A 16454-nucleotide genomic window follows, 5' to 3' on the forward strand; every position below is an offset into this window, starting at 1 on the left:
ACCCGCCCACGACGAGGCGGGGGACGGCTGGAAGGCCACGGCGCCGATGCGGGTTCCGGGGGTGCGTGCACCCCGCCCGAGACCGCTAACGGGGAGTCGCAGGATCGGGACGTCGGAGACACCGCGACGAGAAAGACGGCACCGGCCGGGGACCATGCCCGATCGATGCCGCGGGCGCCGCGGGGACCGGATCCCGCGCGTTACTTGGCCGACACCTGGGTCCCCGCGGCGTCCCGCGTCCCGCGTGTTGCTTCTTGGGCCATGCCCCCGGCGCCAGTGGCGGGTGGGGACGATGACGTGTGCCCTGCCGGGCTCGCATGCGCCGCGTTCGGAGTGAGCCCTCACCGCCAGTCGCGACACCCCCCATGAGGCGCGGAGTCTTCGCGTGTTTCCCCCGAGCCTATCAGTCAAAGGCGCTCGCGAAGCGGGCCTCGCAGGGAAGCACTGGAACGCGCCGCGCGATCCGGGGGAGCTCCGCGGCTCAATGGCATCGTCCACTGCGGGGCCGGTTGGAGAACGGAGCGGACGGCCACGCCGAGGACGACAAACGAAAAACGGGACGGCTTTCGCCGTCCCGTCAGGGGCCTACTTATCGGCCGAGGAAGATCGAAGCCAGTCGCTGGAGCAGGCCCCGCGGTGCGGGCGGAGGCTCACTCTGCCCAGGACCGTCTCCGATCTAAGCGTTGGCGGCGAAGGGGTGCTGCGCCGAGTTGCGCTGCTCGGTGACCGTCGAAGCCTTCGGCTCGCCGTTGACGGCGCGCTGGATCGACAGCTTGGTCGCCTCGTAGTTGTACTTCTGGATCTTGGCGTCGTCGGCCGCCTCCCAGTGGATGAACACGCCGACCAGGATGAACAGGTCGTCGGCCTCGTCCGCCGGGATGATGCCCTCGGCCACCGCGTCCTGCACGGCCTTGGCAACGCCGTGCTGGGCCGGGCCGAACATCTGGACGGCCTGACGGGCGTCGTTGATGGTGACCTTGTTGAACATCAGGGTGTTCGGCTTGCAGGGCAGGTTCGGCGCAATGACCGCGAGCAGGCTGGTGAAGCCGTGCTTGTTGTTCACGAGGCCGTTGCAGAAAGCCGTCTCGGCCGGCGAGCCGCGCGGTCCGATGATGAGATCGATGTGGGCGACCTCGTTGCCGTCGCCGACGAGCGCTTCGCCGACCTGAACCTTGGTGATCTTCGCCATTCGGTGTCTCTCCCTGGATTCCGAAATAGAGCCGCGCGCCGGGGGCGGTGCCGCGGCCGGGAAGCCATCCTTGTTATCGGCGCCCGACCACCGGCCGAGCCGGAAGGGTCGAGCCGGTTGGGCCGGACAGCGCGGCGGACCCTACAGCGGGCACCTGCGGCTCACAACCCGAGCAAGGCCCTGCCGCGAAGGAATTTTTTTAGCCTTCGCCCTCGGAAACACGGGAACTTGCACGGCTCAGGCTAGCATGGCGCCCGCTCTCGCCAGCGCGTCCCAGAACACGGTCGCGACCGTGAAATCCGCGCTCGTGCCCGGGTTGAGGCCGCGTGCCTTCAGCGACGCGTCGAGGGCCAGCAGCGGCTCGACCGGCTGCGCGGCGAGATCGAGGCCGGCCACGATTGTCTCAACCTCCCGGCGAAGATCCTCGGCGGCGGCGCGGCCGCGCTTTCGGGCGACGTGGCTGTCGGGGACCGACCGGAGATAGGCGAGATGCACGGCGGTTGTGCACCAGGACGGATCGAGCCCCAGCCCTCGGGCCTCGGCCAGGGCCGGGAGGCCGATCGCCGTCACGTCGGCGAACCCGGTTCCGTAGGCACGGGCGATGCGGTCGCGGTCAGCGGCCTCCGCCATCGCGTCGTGGAGGGAGGCGGGCGCGTCCGCGGCGACATCGTGCCGTTCCGCCCGGCCGAGGCCGCCGGGATTGGCGAGGCGGATCGCCGCGAAGACCGCCTCCGCGTCCGAACGGTCGAGGGTGTCGAGCAGGTCGGCGATGCTCGTCCCGCGCTCGGCCGCGGCGGCGAGCGGCGCGCAGAGGAGCAGGATACCGAGATTGGTGTTCTGGCCCACCGCCGCCATCGTGGCGGCGACCCCGCCGTGGACCCGTTCACCGATCCCGGCGCCGGGCCGCGACAGGGGCGGCGCCGAGACTTCGGCGCTGGTGACGAAATCCGCCACCACCATGCGGTGACCGGCGGCGAAGGCATGGACGTTGCCGGGCTTTAGGGCGTCGAGCTCCGCCAGGCAGGCCGCCTTGTACAGCGTGCCGATCAGCGCCGGATCGAGCGTGCCGCTCATGCCACCACGAGCCGCGGCCGGCTCGCGCCCCGGACGGCGGCGAGGAAGCCGCGGACAACCGCTGCGGCGATATCGGTCTCGCACACCGTCTGGAGTCCCGACCAGGCCGGCATGGAATTGACCTCCAGGATGGAGAAGCCGCCCTCCCCGTCCTCGACCAGATCGACGCCGGAATAATCGACGCCGACCGCGGCGGCGGCCGCCTCGGCGAGGTCCGCGGCGGCGCGCGGCATCGCCCATGGCAGCGGACGGCCGCCCCTATGGACGTTGGTGATCCAGCCGTCGCCCTCGCGGATCATGCCGGCGATCGCCCGCCCGTCGCAGACGAACACCCGGTAGTCGCGCCAGAGCCCGTCGCGCCGCGGGACGTAGCGCTGCAGGTAGTAGACTCGGGCCACGGCCTCCTCGTCGGGCAGATCCTCCGGCCGCTCGATCAGGACGAGCCCCTCCCCCTGCGAGCCGAACAGCGGCTTGAGCACGAGAGGTGCGCCGGGCCGGGCCTCGACCGCCACCAGGGCGGCGGCGGCCTCTCGCTTGGAGAAAACCCAGGTTGCCGGCGTCGCCAGGCCGGCCCGGGCGATGAGCAGCGAGGTGGCGGCCTTGTCGACCGACCGCTCGGTGGCGGTCGGGCTGTTCCACACGGTGACGCCCGTCGCCACCAGGGCGTGCAGCACCCCGAGGCGCATCGTGGTGGCCTCGAACGTGCCGCCCGCGATGGTGCGCATCAGGACCCCGTCCGGCAGGGCATCGAGGAAGCCCGGGACACGCAGGGGCTCGCCGCCGCCGGTGACCACGGCCACGTCGGCCAGGGAGAACAGCACCGGCTCGACGCCCTGCATCCGCATGGCCGTCAGCAGGCGGTTCTTGTGCCAATTGCCATTATCGGCGGCGAGCCCGATACGCATGGGGGGCCTGACGATTGGCAGGGCTCGCCTCTTATGGCGACCCTGGGAAGAGGTTGTTCGCCGGCGTGGAGCGGAACCCTGCGCGTCCCGGACTCGCGTCCTCACACACCGACGGCGGCGGCCTTCTCGCCTCCCCCAAGGGGGAGGGAGAAGTGCTTTCGTCCTGAGGGGTTCAACCCCCCAGAGAGGCCCTCAGGCGAAGGACGCCTCCACAAGCGTCGGCTCCAGGCGACCGCCGCGGTAGGTGGCACCCGAGCGCACCGACGTCACGATCGCTTCCGCCGGAGAGAACAGCGCCCCGTCGATCTTGTAGAAGTCGCCGTTCACCCGGGAAAAGATCTCGGCGAAGGGCGCACCGTGATCGCTCGACGTGGTGGACGGCAATTGCTCGGCAAGTTGCTTGGCGTCGGCATCGTCGGCGTCCACGAAGAGCTGGACCCGGCCGCCATAGATGATCGCGTCGTTGGTCCGGCCCATCGCCTTGATGAAGTCGGGATGGGGCGGCGAGAGCGGGGCCGAGCCGATCCCGTCCACGATGGCGTGCAGGTCGAAACCCACCGTGTGGGCCTTGTGCAGGGCGACCTCCAGCACGCGGGCCACCACCTGGGTCGAGCCGGCGAGGCTCTGGGTCGGCGCGAAGATGAAGGTCAGGTTCTCGGGTCGCAGGCCGGTGGCCTCGGCCACCTTGGCCACGACGCTGTCGGGCGGGCCGCCGGCGGCTTCGAGCACCAGGGCGGTGCTGGTCGCCGAGTCGCGGTAGCCCAGCTCCTGGTACAGATCCTCGACGACCGCGACCGCGCGGCCCGGACCCGAACCGAGGGCGAAGAAGCCGGAATCGCCGGTCTCGTCCGCGAGGCTCCAGCCCGCATACTGGCTGCCCAGGCAGGCGAGCACCGGATCGGCGGCGTGAACCGTCACCGAGTAGGGCCAGGACGCGATCGGACCGCTCGGCGCGATGGTGACGGTGCCGAGGCCGCCCAGGCAGATCTCCGCGATGCGCCGCCCGGCCTCGATCGAGCCCCGCGCCTGCGCCCCGGCATCGATCATCCGGGCGCCGCCCGCGGCCTGCGACACGGAGAGCCGCAGGGTCGCGGCCTCAGCCACGAGCCGCTCGACCAGCGGATCTGAGAGCGCGTTGATGCTGGGATAGGATTGGCTGGCACTCATCACGGGGCTTCCTCGAACTTATGTTTTCTGCGCTGCGAGGGCCGCCCGCAGGCGGGCCGTTCGCGATTCCAACAGGTCGAGCGCCTCCGCCCGGTCCGCGCCTTCGGCCAGCACCGTGCAGAGCGGCGCGTCGCGGCGGACCACCGTGCCGGGGCGCGGGCGGTCACGCACGCAGTCCGGCCAATCGTGGTCCGGCACAGGCGCAAGCTCCCGGTCGGCGTAACAGATCTGCGCGGCCGCCGCACCCACCGGAGGCGCACCGAGTTCCGGCATCGCGCCCAGGCAGGCGGCGATGTGGGCTTCGAGCAGCGGCACCGCGCGCCGGTCGAGGATATCCAGCGTCGCGCCGGGGCGCGGGTTGATCTCCATCACCCACCAGTCGGATCCGTCGACCAGGATGTCGGCGCTGGCGAGGCCCCGTAGCCCGGTCGCGGCAACGATCCGTGCGGTGGCGTCCGCAATCGCGGCGACGAGTCCCGCGGGCAGTACCGGCGGCTCGGTGGCGCCGCGAACCAATGCTCCGGCATAGCGATAGGGCCGGATCGGGGTCGGAGCGCACCATTGCTCTGTCACTGCCAGGATCCGGATCGTGCGGCCGTCGGCGAGGACGTTGAGCGCATGTGCCCGGCCCGGGACGCGCATTTGATAATAATGGCCCGGCGGTGCCCCCGACCGCGTCGCGGCCCGGATATGGGAGCCGCCGCTGCCGCCGATCCGCTTGAGCAGCCATCGGGACGGATCGTCCGGCGGATCCATCGAGACTGCGGGGTGTGGCACGTCGAGGCGCGCACAGAGGGCGGCGAAGGTCGACGGATCCTTGAGGCGCGCGATGGTGTCGGCGGAGGCTCCCAGCAGCCGGTGCCGGTGCGCGAGTTCGGCCACCAGACCGGGTGCGTCCTCGAAGCCACTGCCGAGGACCAGACCAATCGAGCCTCCGGCCGCCGCCGCGAGGTCGTCGAGTGCCACCAGCGTCTCGGCCGCAGAGGGCGTCGTGCCGAAGCGGCCCGGGAGCGGACGATAGGCCTCGGCGGCGGCCAGCGTATCGCAATCGCCGAACAGGTCGGCCACGTAGGGCCGGAGGCCGGCGCGCCGCGCCGCTTCCGCGAGGGCTCGCCCGGCCTGGGCGGCGATCAGGATCGCGTCCGCCATCCCGATCGGGCTCGGCAGATCGGGCTTGAATGGCGTCAGCCGGCGATCTCGACCGCGAGGGTGTAGGCGTCGCGGAAGTCGAGGCAGAGTGGGGTGTCGGACGCCAGCATCCGGTCGAACAGGCGGCGCTGCGTCTGATACTTCACGTTCCCGACCGCCAGCGCACCGATGCCGACGCCCTTGCCGGTGGGCAGGGGCACGTCCACGGCATTCACGTCGATCCCCGCGATGCCGGCGGGCGGCACGGCGTTGACGTCCGAGGCCACCAGGAGCTTCGGCGCCGATTCGAGATCCTGCGCCGTCAGAATCGGGATGCCGGCGGGCCCGGCCGACAGGATCACGTCGGCGTCCCGGATGGCGACGCGGCGATCCTCCGGCGTCGTCCCGTCGACGGCGCCAACGTCGATGCCGAAGCGCCACTTCATGGTGAAGGCGATCTTCGAGACGCGCTCCTCGCCGTCATGGCCGACCAGCACAGTGGTGGCGCCCTGGAGCGCGCCGATCACCGCCGCCACGTAGGCCACCACGCCGGCCCCGCCGAAGATCACGATGCGCTTGCCCTGGAGGTCCGTGTTGAACTTCTGCCGGAGCGCCCGGGAGACCTGCGCCACCATCGCGGCGCCTGTCGTGAACGAGCCTGCCGGATCGGCGAAGACGTGATTCACGAAGGGCGGCACGAACGCCTTCTTGGCCCGGTCGACCATGTCGAGGGCGTCCTCGGCGTTCTTGCCGCCGATGAAGATGCCCGTCCGCGTCCCGTCGGCCGGAGACCGCGAGAAAATCGAATCCTGGGTCAGCGAGACCACGTCGGCGAGGCTGACCTCGGTGTAGGTCACCACCGTCTCGTAGCCGGCATCCACGGCCATGTTCACGTCGAACGGGCTCATGTGCCGGAGTGGCGTCAGCATATGAAGGATCGAGCGGGCCATGGATTCCCCGTGCGGTGTGCGACCGATGCGTTTTGCCATCGTCCAAACCCGGAGCGGCGTTCCGGGTCAAGCCCGTGAGCGTCGGCTCAGGCCGGACCGGTTACCGAAGCGCCACTGTTTCGGCCGTGGGCGATCACGAACCGGAGGGGGCCTCCGCGGTCGAGATCGGCCACGAGGGCGCAGGCATCGGCGTATGAGGGCATGAGCACGAATCCGGTCGGTCCCCAGGAGGACTGGCCGTAGCCCGGTATGCCCTGCGCGGCGACGTTCGCCAGCACCTGCGCCACCGACGCGCTGGCGTATCGGCCGCCCTGATGGGGCGCGAAATGATCGCCGATCAGGTCCTGGATCCGGGTGATCCCGGCACTGAAACCCTCGGGCTCCGAGAGGGCGACGGCGGGCAGAACCTGCATCAGCGTGATCCGGCAGATCTCCGCGGCTTGCGCCTCTGGGAAGCGCGGCAGATCGCGAAACGCTTCGACTTCGCGCACGCCGTGAACGCCGGCCATCTCAGGATCGATGATCAGGACGACCCGCCAAGCTTCGGGATACGGCAGGCGCGCGATGATCGGCGGGGGTCCCCCGTCCGATCCGCGCCCGCCATCGACGATCAGGCCGCCCTCCGTGAAGGCGCAGAGGCCGACACCGGATCGGTTGCCGCGATCGAGCGTGGCGGCGAAGGACTCGGCGGCGAACGGCGCCCCGCTCAGGCGCGCCATTGCGGCGGCCACTGCCAAACCGAGCTGTGTGCCGGACCCGAAACCGGCATGGGCCGGGATCGCGCGTTCCACCGCGATGGCGACATCCTCGCCGCCCCCGAGATGCGCCGCGGCGGACCGGACGTAGCCGCGCACGCGATCCGCTTCCGGTCCCGTGACCGAGGGGTGCAGCGAGCGCCGTGCGGTCAGCGCCAGCGAGGGCTCGTCGATGGCGAGGCCGATGCTGCCGAATCGCCGGCCGAGCCCGCCATGCAGGTCGAGGAATCCGAAATGCAGCCGCGCGGGTGCTTCGACCCGCACAGCGCCATCTGCGATGTTTTCGTTCCCCTCGGGGGCGTCGCCCACTGCCAGTCCCTCGCATGCCGCCGGTGCGGCGCGCTTTTCACACGCGGCCTGGGGTAGGGCAACGGTGCCGGCCGATCAGTGTTCGGATCGTCGCTTACGGTTTGCGGCGAGAGCCTGGGCGGCGGATGCTGCTGGTGGCGGAAGATCCAGGATGAGAAGGCCCAGGATCGGCCGAACCATTCGCTTCGGCGTGCCGGCGCCGTCCTGGAACGCACCCGGAAACCTGTCCCCGGCCATGACGCGGAGGGGCGAAAACCGACCGTTTCAGCCCAGATCCCAGTCCGTAACCCCGCCATACCCCCTTGCCGCGGTGGGCGGATGAATGCAAACCTAGGCCTCGCGACGGCGTGCCGAGTTTGCCGTCTGCCCGGAACTTGCCGGGCAGGCGCGCCATTCCGACTCTGTGGGCCCCCTGCTTTGGGGTGTGCCCGCTTCGTCCGGTCTTACGGCCGTCGCCCGCTCCGAAGCCAAGCAAGAACGTTGCGAGAGGGAGCATGGCAGCCTGGGTGAAGGGTGGCGCGACGGACGCGGGCACCGCCATCGAGGCGGCCGCGTCCCTCCTCGCCAAGGCGCGCGCGCCGGTGATCGCCGGCCTGAGCGCCGACGTCGCCGCGATCCGTGCGGCCTATGATCTTGCGGGGCGCATTGGTGCCTCCGTCGACACCGCCGGGTCGATCGGGACCTATGCCGAACTCGGCGCGCTGAGCCGGGTCGGGGCCCTGACATCGACGCCGGCCGAAGCCGTCGGGCGCGCCGATATGGTGCTGGTGGTGGGTGCCGCGCCCTGGCAAACGCCGCTGATGAAGCGCCTGATCGACACGAAGCCGACCCGCGGTCGCGCTGCGGGATCGGATCGCGCGCTCCTGGCCGTGGGCGCGAACGCCACCGCGTCGCTGGCTTGGCCCGCCGCGGGCGGCCTGACCGAGGCCGTCGGCGTGCTGCGTGCCTTTGCCCGCGGCCACCTCGCCGGTGATGCCCTCCCGGGGCAGATCGCTGCCCGGCTCGCATCCGCTCAATATGGCGTCCTCCTCTACGATCCCGCCGAGCTCGGCGAGGCCGGCATCGAGATGCTCCAGGGCCTCGCCATGGAGCTGAGCGAGACGACACGCTGCTTCACCCTCGCCACCGGCGGTATCGGGCAGGACCGCGCCGTGGTGCCGGTCGCGGCCTGGCTGACCGGTCAGGCGCCGCGCAGCGGCTTCGGGCGCCGCGTGCCCGAGCACGACCCCTGGCGCTTCGACGCCGCCCGGCAGGTCGCCGCCGGCGAGGTCGACGCGGTACTCTGGCTCGCCTCCGTGCCGGTGGCGTGCCCCGATTGGCTGTCGACGGTCCCGTCCGTAGCCCTCGTCGCAGACGGCGCTTCGAAAACCGCCGAAATCGTCATCGCGGTCGGTCAGCCCGGCCGCGACCATGGCGGCGTCCTCTGGAACGATCCGCGCGCCGCGCTGACCTACTGGCCGGCCTCGGCGCCCACGGATCTGCCGTCGGCCGCATCGATCCTCGGCGCCCTCACGGAGCGCCTGACAACCGGCCAGCCCGCGTCGAGGAGTGAACCCGCATGCTGAGCGTGATTCGGGGCGGGCGCGTCGTCGATCCGACCGCGTCCCGCGATTCCGTCGGGGATGTGTGGATCGAAGACGGCCAGGTCATCGACCCGCCGGGCCGCGAGGCCGACCACGTCATCGACGCGGCGGGCTGCGTGGTGATGGCCGGCGGCGTCGAGGTGCATTCGCACATCGCCGGCGGCAACGTGATCACCTCCCGGCTTCTCCTGCCCGACCTCTACGTGAGCGAGGCGGCGCCCGAGGGTCATCCTTTCGCGCATGCCGGTGGCGCTGCGGCCTGGATCGGCTCCACCTATGCGCGGATGGGCTACACCACCGCGGTCGAGCCCGCGATGCCGCCGACCCACGCGCTGGCCACGCAGCTCGAACTCGCCGACATCCCGCTGCTCGACCGCGGGGCCCTGACCGTGATGGGCAACGACGACCAGCTTCTGCAGCTGCTGCGCGAACGCCAGGGCGGCAACGCGGTGCGCGACCTCGTGACCTTGTCGGTGGCGCAGTCGCGCGGCCTCGGCGTGAAATGCATCAACGCGGGCGGCGCCTCTGCCTTCAAGGACGGTGCGCTCCGCCTGTCGCTCGACGACGAGATCCCCTGCTACGGACTCTCGACCCGGCAGATCATGGGCTCGCTCCTCGACGCGGTCGAGGAGATCGGCGTCCCGCACCCGCTGCACGTTCACTGCAACAACCTCGGCCTGCCGGGCGCCGACGACAGCTTCATGGCGACGCTCGACGCCGCGGAGGGGCGGCGCATCCACTTCGCCCACGCCCAGTTCTACGCCTACGGAGCGGTCGATCCGGCCAATCCCGGCACCGGCGGCTTCCGCTCGGCCGCCGAGCGGATCGCGCAGGCGATCTCCGACAATCCGAACGCGACCCTCGACATCGGGCAGGTGGTGTTCGGCCAGACCGTTACGGTCTCCCTCGACATCCTGCGCCAGTTCGCGGGGCGGAAGGGCGCCAATCCGAAGAAGTGGGTGTTGAACGCGGGCGATGCCGAGGGCGGCGGCGTGGTGCCGTTCCTGTACCGGCCCCGCGGCCCGACCAGCTCGCTGCAGTGGGCGATCGGCCTGGAGATCATGCTGCTCTCGACCGATCCCGAGCGGACGATCCTGACCACGGATCACCCGAACGGCGGCCCGTTCACCCAGTACCCGCGCATCATCCACCTGCTGATGGACAAGTCCGAGCGCGACCGCGAGATCGCGACGCTGCCCAAGATCGTTGGCGAGCGCTCGGGGCTTTCAGGGCTGGAGCGCGAATACACGCTCTCGGAAATTGCGCAGCTGACGCGGTCCGGACCGGCCAAGCTGCTCGGCCTCGCGGATCGCGGTCACCTGCGGGCTGGTGCTCGGGCGGACGTCGCAATCTATCGGGACGATTCGAACCGCACCGCGATGTTCACCGCCGCCAAGCTTGTCCTCAAGGACGGCGTGCCGATCGTCGAGGACGGTGAGGTGGTGGAGTGGCGCGCCGGGCGCACGCTGTCGCTTACCGTCGAGTCCGACAAGGCCATGGCGAAGCGCGCCGACACTTACCTCACGGAGCGGTTCGGCGAGGGCCTCGACAGCTTCGCGGTGCCCGATGCCGCATTCGGTGAGGGCACGGAGAATTTCGAGGCGGTGCCATGTCGGGCGTGATGAGCGGGGCGAGCCGCGGGAACTACGATGTCTGACCTCTCCCTCAACGGCATCCCGGTGATCGACACCTTCGCGGAGGCGTTCGACGTGGCCGGGACCGCCATCGTCGTCACGAACGACACCGCCAAGTGGGCGATGATCGCCGCGACCACGATGACGGGCTTCGCCACTTCGGTGATCGGCTGCGGCGCCGAGGCCGGCATCGACGCCGAGCTGTCGCCGGAGGAAACTCCGGACGGGCGACCGGGCGTCCGCATCCTGTTGTTCGGCTTCGAGCCGAACGGTCTCAAGGAGCAGCTGATCAAGCGGGTCGGCCAGTGCATCCTCACCTGCCCGGGCACGGCCTGCTACGCGGGTGTCGATGGGCCGACCAAGATCAAGCTCGGCGGCGCGATCCGCTATTTCGGTGACGGCTTCGCGATCGCAAAGCGCCTGGCCGACGCCTCCGGCAAAGCACGGCGCTACTGGCGCATCCCGGTGATGGACGGCGAGTTTCTGTGCGAGGATACAGTTCGGGCCGTCGACGGTGCGGTCGGCGGTGGCAACCTGCTGTTCCTCGGGCGGACCCATTCGGAGACACTGAAGGTCGCCGAGGTGGCTGTGGAGGCTGCCAAGGCTGTGCCGGGTGCGATCCTGCCGTTCCCGGGCGGCATCGTCCGCTCCGGTTCGAAGGTCGGCGGACGGACCAAGGGCATGATGGCCTCCACCAACGACGCCTACTGCCCGACGCTCAAGGGCCGGGCTGGCTCGGCGCTCCCGGCGGATTGCGGCGTGGTGCTGGAGATCGTGATCGACGCCCTCACCTCTCAGGGCGTGTCCGACTCGATGCGCGCCGGCTTGCACGCGGCGACCGAGATCGGCGGAAAACACGGGCTGATCGCTGTGACGGCCGGCAATTACGGCGGCAATCTCGGCCGCCACCACTATCATCTGCGCGACCTGCTCGCGCGCGACGACGCCAAGTCGGAGGGCTGAGCCGTGAGCACCCTCATCCTGCGCGCGGCCCCGCCCGAGCGGCTGGACTTCCTGAACATCAACCCGTTGGCGCTGTCGGGTCTGTCCCAAGGCGAGGCCGAGCGCCTGGAGGTCGGTACGACCCGGACGGGTGTACGGCTCGGCGAGTGCTTCTCCGTGTCCCTCGACGGGGCCGACACCCTGACCATCGAGGGCGGTCACGAGCGCCTGGATCGGGTTGGGGCGTCCCTGTCCGCCGGCACGATCCGGGTGACCGGCGATGTCGGCCAGCGCCTCGGTGCCGGCATGGCGGGCGGCAGCCTGACGGTCACCGGAAACGCCGGTCCCTACGCGGCTTCCGGTGCGACCGGCGGCACGATCACCATCGAGGGCGATGCCGGCGACTACGCGGGCGGCGCGGTCTATGCCGCCAAGACGGGGCTTGACGGGGCGACGCTGATCATCCGCGGGACCGCCGGCGCGCATCTCGGCGACCGGATGCGGCGGGGGACGATCGTGGCTGGGGCTGCTGGTGCCTTCGCGGGCTCCCGCATGATCGCCGGCACCCTGGCGGCCCTCGCGGTCGGCGACCAGCCGGGGCTCGGCATGCGCCGCGGAACCCTCGTCCTCGGCGCGCACGGGCGGATGGCCGAGACCTTCGTGGAGACCGGCGCGCACGATCTCGTGTTCCTGCGCCTGCTGGCGACGGCCCTGCGCGGCCTCAGCCCGGAGCATGCTGCCCTGCTCGACAAGCCGCTCCGCCGCTATTCGGGTGATCTCGCTACCATCGCGAAGGGCGAGATCTGGGTCGCGGCCTGACGCCGCCTGGGCAAGGGGCGTGAAGGCGTCCTATCCTCCCGTCCAAGCCGGCCCGCCCGAGGCCGGCAGCCCGGGACAACGCCCATGCTGCTGCTGCTGTCGATCTGCCTCGCCGCCCAGCCCTCGACCTGCCGCGAGGACCGGATCGAGATGTCGTTCGAGAAGTCGAGCCCGTTCGTGTGCCTGCGCAACTCCCAGAGCGCGCTGGCGACGTGGCAGGCCTCGCATCCCGAATGGCACGTCGAGCGCTGGCGCTGCGCCGCTAAGGGCAGCGTGCCGAAGGATCTGTGAGCACGCCTTGGTTCTTCGGCGGGGCGGTGCGATGCTGAGCCCTGTTCTGAGGGCGGCCCCATGCGCTCGCTGAAGACCCGCTTCGCGCTGCTCCTGGGCGGCACGGCCATCGTGGTGATCCTGGCTGCTGCGGCGCTGCTGGCAGCGATCGGCGCGGCCGAGCGGACCGTCGACCGGACTCTCGAAGCGCAGCGGCGCCTGGAATTGTTGGCCGAACTGTCCGGCCGCCTCACGCAGTTCGGCCTCGCCGCCGTCGAGACCGTGGGTAATCCCGACGGCCAGCCCGAGGCGATGGCGATCGCCCGCGACAACGCCGACCGCGCCCTGCGGACGGTCGACGAGGCCCTGGCCAAGAGTTTTCCACCGAGCGACGACCCGGCCGACCGGATGCAATACGCCGCGCGGACCCGCCCGATGGCTGCGCTGCGTGCTGCCCGCGCCGTCCTCGACCGGCAGGTGGCTCTGATCGCTCGCCAGACCGAGCCCGAGCGGCGGCAGGACGCGATCAAGGGTGCGCTCAATGGGTTCGGCGCGATGACGGGCCAGCCGCTCTCTTTCCTGATCGAGGCGGAGCGGCGCAGCATGGCGCTCGGCTCCGAGCAGGCCCGGGCGCTCTCGGAGCGGCTGCGCCTCGCCGCCGCGGCGGCGGTGACGGCGGCCCTCGTGCTGCTGGCGATCCTCTACCGCGGCGTCACCCGGCCGACCCTGGCGCGGATCGAGGAGGTTCGCCGGGCCGCGAGCGCCATCGGCCACGGTGCCCTGGACACCCGCCTTTCCGTCGCGACCCGCGACGAGCTCGGGCTCCTGATGTCCAACGTCAACCGCATGGCCGCCCGCCTCGCCAGGCGGGAATCGCGTGTCGTGGCCGATCGGGCGGCGCTGGAGGACACGGTCGCGGCCCGGACCGCGGATCTGCGCGCGGCCAATGTCCGTCTTGAATCCGTCGACCAGTCCCGGCGGCGCTTCTTCGCCGATGTCAGCCACGAACTGCGCACCCCGCTCACCGTGATCCTGGGCGAGTGCGATCTCGCCCTGCGGGGGGCCACCCGCGGCGCCGATCCCGGGCCGGTCTTCGCGACGATCAAGAAGCGCGCGCAGCGCCTGAAGCTGCGGGTCGAGGATCTGCTGCGCGTTGCCCGATCGGAGACCGGCGAGATCGCGTTCGACAAGCGGCCCCTCGGGCTCGCCATGGTCCTGTCGGAGGCGGTGGATAACATGACCTCCGAGGCCGCTCGGCGGCGGGTCGCGCTGTCCCTCGATTTGGGGACCCGGGACGTCGAGAGCCTCGCAGATCGCGAGTGGATCCGGCAGACGGTGGAGAGCCTCGTCGATAACGCCCTGCGCCACGCCGCCGGGCTCACCCGGGTCGAGGTCGCGCTGGCCGCCGGTCCGGGCCCGATCGGGCGGATCACCGTGACGGATGACGGCCCGGGATTTTGCACCTCCGAGACCGACCTGTTCGAGCGCTTCAAGCGCGGCGCGGGCGCGGGGCCTGACGAGACCGGCTTCGGCATCGGTCTCGCCCTCGCGCGCTGGATCGTCGAGCAGCATGGCGGGACCATCCGGGTGGGCGCCGGTCCGGACGGGCGCGGCGCCCGCGTCAGCCTGGACATCCCGGCGCTCGATCCGGCATGGGGGTTGGGCACGGCCGGGGACGCGGCCGGCGCCGCACAGGTGAGGGAGCCGGCCGCATGACGCGGATCCTGATCGTCGAGGACGATATCGACATCCGCGGCCTCCTGGCCCGGGGCTTGGAGGCCGAGGGTTTCGAGGTCGGCACGGCGGCCTGCGTCGACGAGGCGCTCAAGGCGGCGCACGATCCCGCGCCCGGGGCCGTCCTCCTCGATATCGGCCTGCCGGATGGGTCCGGCCACGATGTCTGCCGGTCCCTGCGGGAAGGCGGGTTCGCCGGTGCCATCCTGTTCCTGTCCGCCCGCGACGAGATCCGCGACCGGGCCGAGGGTCTGGCGCTCGGAGCCGACGACTACATCGTCAAGCCGTTCGAGTTCGACGAGCTGGTCGCGCGCCTGCGCACGCACCTGATGCGGCGCGAGCAGGCCGAGGCGCCCCGCTCAAGGATCACGGCGGGTCGGCTGAGTCTCGACCTCGATACCCGCCAGGCGAGCTGCGGCGAGGCGACTGCCCGCCTGACCCCGCGCGAAGCCGATCTGCTCGCCATGCTGATGGAGAGCATCGGCAAGCCCGTCTCCCGCGCGGACATCTTCGACCGGCTCTGGGCCAGCCAGGGCGGCCTCTCGCTCAACGTGGTCGATGTCTACATCGGGTACCTGCGCTCGAAGATGGCCGATTTCGTCCGCTTCGGCGGCCCGGCCCTGACGACCGTGCGCGGCAAGGGTTTTATGCTGGAGCTGCGCGGACCGGACTTTCGACAATGACCAACTGTACTTAAGTCCTACCGGCCGACGTTTCCCGTGGGTTTCCGGAACTTTAGGAAGTGTCTCACGAAAAATTTGGGAGGATCCGGCAAGTTAGTGCTTGAAGCGTGCCCCTGAATCGTTGATACCGGTCCCGCGCCTAAAAAACGAGAGCGCCATCAGTGTCTTAGGGTCTTCTTAGGATCCGTGTGACGCTCGGTGAGGATACCGCCAAGGAGAAACACCATGAAGTGGGCTGCCCCGATCGTGTCCGAGATCTGCGTCGGCATGGAAGTGACGAGCTACGAGTCGGCCGAGATCGACACCTTCAACTGAGTTTTACGGGCCGGGGATCTCGGGAGCCGCACCATGCGCGTCGTGATCCTCGGTTCCGCGGCCGGCGGCGGCCTTCCCCAGTGGAATTGCCGCTGCCCCATCTGCACGCTGGCGCGGTCCGAACCGGACCGGGTGCGGCCCCGGACCCAGTCGAGCATTGCGGTGTCCGCGGACGGGTCGGATTGGCTGCTGATCAACGCCTCGCCGGATATCCGGCAACAACTCTTCGACAATCGAGCGATGCATCCGCGCGAGGGCCTGCGTCACTCGCCGATCCGCGCCGTGCTTCTGACCAACGGTGACGTCGATCATGTCGCGGGCCTGCTGACGCTGCGCGAAGGCCAGCCCTACACGCTCTATGCAACAGGCGGGATTCTCGACTCGGTGAACGCCAATCGCGTCTTCGACGTGATGGCGGACGGCGTCGTAGCCCGTGAGGCCGTCGGCATGGACACGCGGTTCGAGCCCCTGCCCGGCCTGTCGGTCACGCTCTTCGCCGTCCCCGGCAAGGTGCCGCTCTGGCTGGAAGACGAGACCATGGAGATCGGCGCCGAGACCGAGACGACGGTCGGCGCCTTGATAGAGGCCGGCGGCCGGCGCCTTGCCTACATTCCCGGCTGCGCGCGGGTGACGGACGGGTTGCGGGCGCGCATCGCCGGTGTGGATGCGCTGCTGTTCGACGGCACCGTCCTGCACGACGACGACATGATCCGGGCCGGCGTCGGGACGAAGACCGGCTGGCGCATGGGGCACGTGCCGATGCGCGGCGCGAACGGTTCGATCGATGCGCTTGCAGCGACCGAGATCGGGCAGCGCATCTTTGTGCACATCAACAACACCAATCCGGTTCTGGTCGAGGGATCCCCGGAGCGCGGGGATGTCGAGGCGGCCGGGTGGACGGTGGCGCATGACGGGCTGAGCCTGTCGCTGTAGCCAGACGCGTCCAACGTACGCCGTCATCCTGACGTGCGGCGAAGCCGCGTCGAAGGATAACGCC

The 16454-nt window shown here is 70.5% G+C and carries 16 protein-coding genes; 9 read left to right on the plus strand and 7 right to left on the minus strand.

Annotation, left to right across the window (positions count from 1 at the left end; all coding sequences use genetic code 11):
• Positions 1-676: 676 nt before the first annotated feature.
• The 7 genes from fae to MKK84_RS31980 form a co-directional block, all read right to left on the minus strand.
• A complete protein-coding gene (gene fae, locus MKK84_RS31950; protein WP_091713492.1) occupies positions 677-1189 on the minus strand; it encodes a 5,6,7,8-tetrahydromethanopterin hydro-lyase in 513 nt (170 codons plus the stop codon).
• A gap of 237 nt (positions 1190-1426) precedes the next feature.
• Positions 1427-2263: a triphosphoribosyl-dephospho-CoA synthase gene (locus MKK84_RS31955; RefSeq protein ID WP_243926518.1), complete on the minus strand. Its 837-nt coding sequence runs from the start codon at positions 2261-2263 to the stop codon at positions 1427-1429.
• Positions 2260-3168 carry a RimK family alpha-L-glutamate ligase gene (locus MKK84_RS31960; protein ID WP_243926520.1) on the minus strand — a complete coding sequence of 303 codons (909 nt, stop codon included), beginning with the start codon at positions 3166-3168 and terminating at the stop codon, positions 2260-2262. The genes MKK84_RS31955 and MKK84_RS31960 overlap by 4 nt, the downstream gene beginning before the upstream one ends.
• 192 nt (positions 3169-3360) lie before the next feature.
• Positions 3361-4335 (minus strand): methenyltetrahydromethanopterin cyclohydrolase, encoded by a 975-nt coding sequence (mch, locus tag MKK84_RS31965; RefSeq protein WP_243926522.1) that lies wholly within the window; start codon positions 4333-4335, stop codon positions 3361-3363.
• Positions 4336-4353: 18 nt separating this feature from the next.
• Complete coding sequence (locus tag MKK84_RS31970) at positions 4354-5484, minus strand: ATP-grasp domain-containing protein (RefSeq protein WP_243926524.1); 1131 nt, start codon at positions 5482-5484, stop codon at positions 4354-4356.
• A gap of 35 nt (positions 5485-5519) precedes the next feature.
• A complete protein-coding gene (locus MKK84_RS31975) occupies positions 5520-6413 on the minus strand; it encodes an NAD(P)-dependent methylenetetrahydromethanopterin dehydrogenase (RefSeq protein WP_243926526.1) in 894 nt (297 codons plus the stop codon).
• 86 nt (positions 6414-6499) lie between these two features.
• Positions 6500-7477, minus strand: coding sequence for a beta-ribofuranosylaminobenzene 5'-phosphate synthase family protein (locus tag MKK84_RS31980; RefSeq protein ID WP_243926528.1), 978 nt, complete (start codon positions 7475-7477; stop codon positions 6500-6502).
• A gap of 494 nt (positions 7478-7971) precedes the next feature.
• Between MKK84_RS31980 and MKK84_RS31985 the strand changes: the two genes are divergently transcribed.
• From MKK84_RS31985 to pqqB, 9 genes are all read left to right on the plus strand, one after another.
• Positions 7972-9042, plus strand: a complete 1071-nt coding sequence (locus MKK84_RS31985) for a formyltransferase (RefSeq protein ID WP_243926530.1) — start codon at positions 7972-7974, stop codon at positions 9040-9042.
• Positions 9036-10682 carry a formylmethanofuran dehydrogenase subunit A gene (locus tag MKK84_RS31990; protein WP_243926532.1) on the plus strand — a complete coding sequence of 549 codons (1647 nt, stop codon included), beginning with the start codon at positions 9036-9038 and terminating at the stop codon, positions 10680-10682. Before MKK84_RS31985 ends, MKK84_RS31990 begins: the two co-directional genes overlap by 7 nt.
• Positions 10683-10709: 27 nt before the next feature.
• Complete coding sequence (gene fhcD, locus MKK84_RS31995; protein ID WP_243926534.1) at positions 10710-11657, plus strand: formylmethanofuran--tetrahydromethanopterin N-formyltransferase; 948 nt, start codon at positions 10710-10712, stop codon at positions 11655-11657.
• A 3-nt stretch (positions 11658-11660) separates the two neighbouring features.
• Positions 11661-12455 carry a formylmethanofuran dehydrogenase subunit C gene (locus tag MKK84_RS32000; protein ID WP_243926536.1) on the plus strand — a complete coding sequence of 265 codons (795 nt, stop codon included), beginning with the start codon at positions 11661-11663 and terminating at the stop codon, positions 12453-12455.
• Positions 12456-12539: 84 nt separating this feature from the next.
• A complete protein-coding gene (locus tag MKK84_RS32005) occupies positions 12540-12746 on the plus strand; it encodes a hypothetical protein (protein ID WP_243926538.1) in 207 nt (68 codons plus the stop codon).
• 60 nt (positions 12747-12806) lie between these two features.
• Entirely contained in the window at positions 12807-14441 is a 1635-nt protein-coding gene (locus tag MKK84_RS32010) for a sensor histidine kinase (RefSeq protein WP_243926540.1), read from the plus strand.
• Positions 14438-15142 carry a response regulator transcription factor gene (locus MKK84_RS32015; RefSeq protein ID WP_243926542.1) on the plus strand — a complete coding sequence of 235 codons (705 nt, stop codon included), beginning with the start codon at positions 14438-14440 and terminating at the stop codon, positions 15140-15142. The genes MKK84_RS32010 and MKK84_RS32015 overlap by 4 nt, the downstream gene beginning before the upstream one ends.
• 225 nt (positions 15143-15367) lie before the next feature.
• Complete coding sequence (gene pqqA / locus MKK84_RS32020) at positions 15368-15457, plus strand: pyrroloquinoline quinone precursor peptide PqqA (RefSeq protein ID WP_012317526.1); 90 nt, start codon at positions 15368-15370, stop codon at positions 15455-15457.
• Positions 15458-15490: 33 nt separating this feature from the next.
• The gene (pqqB, locus tag MKK84_RS32025) at positions 15491-16390 is read left to right on the plus strand and encodes a pyrroloquinoline quinone biosynthesis protein PqqB (protein ID WP_243926544.1); all 900 of its coding nucleotides are present in this window, start codon (positions 15491-15493) and stop codon (positions 16388-16390) included.
• Positions 16391-16454 lie beyond the last annotated feature (64 nt).

The sequence above is a fragment of the Methylobacterium sp. E-065 genome (assembly GCF_022829605.1).
GTDB lineage: Bacteria > Pseudomonadota > Alphaproteobacteria > Rhizobiales > Beijerinckiaceae > Methylobacterium.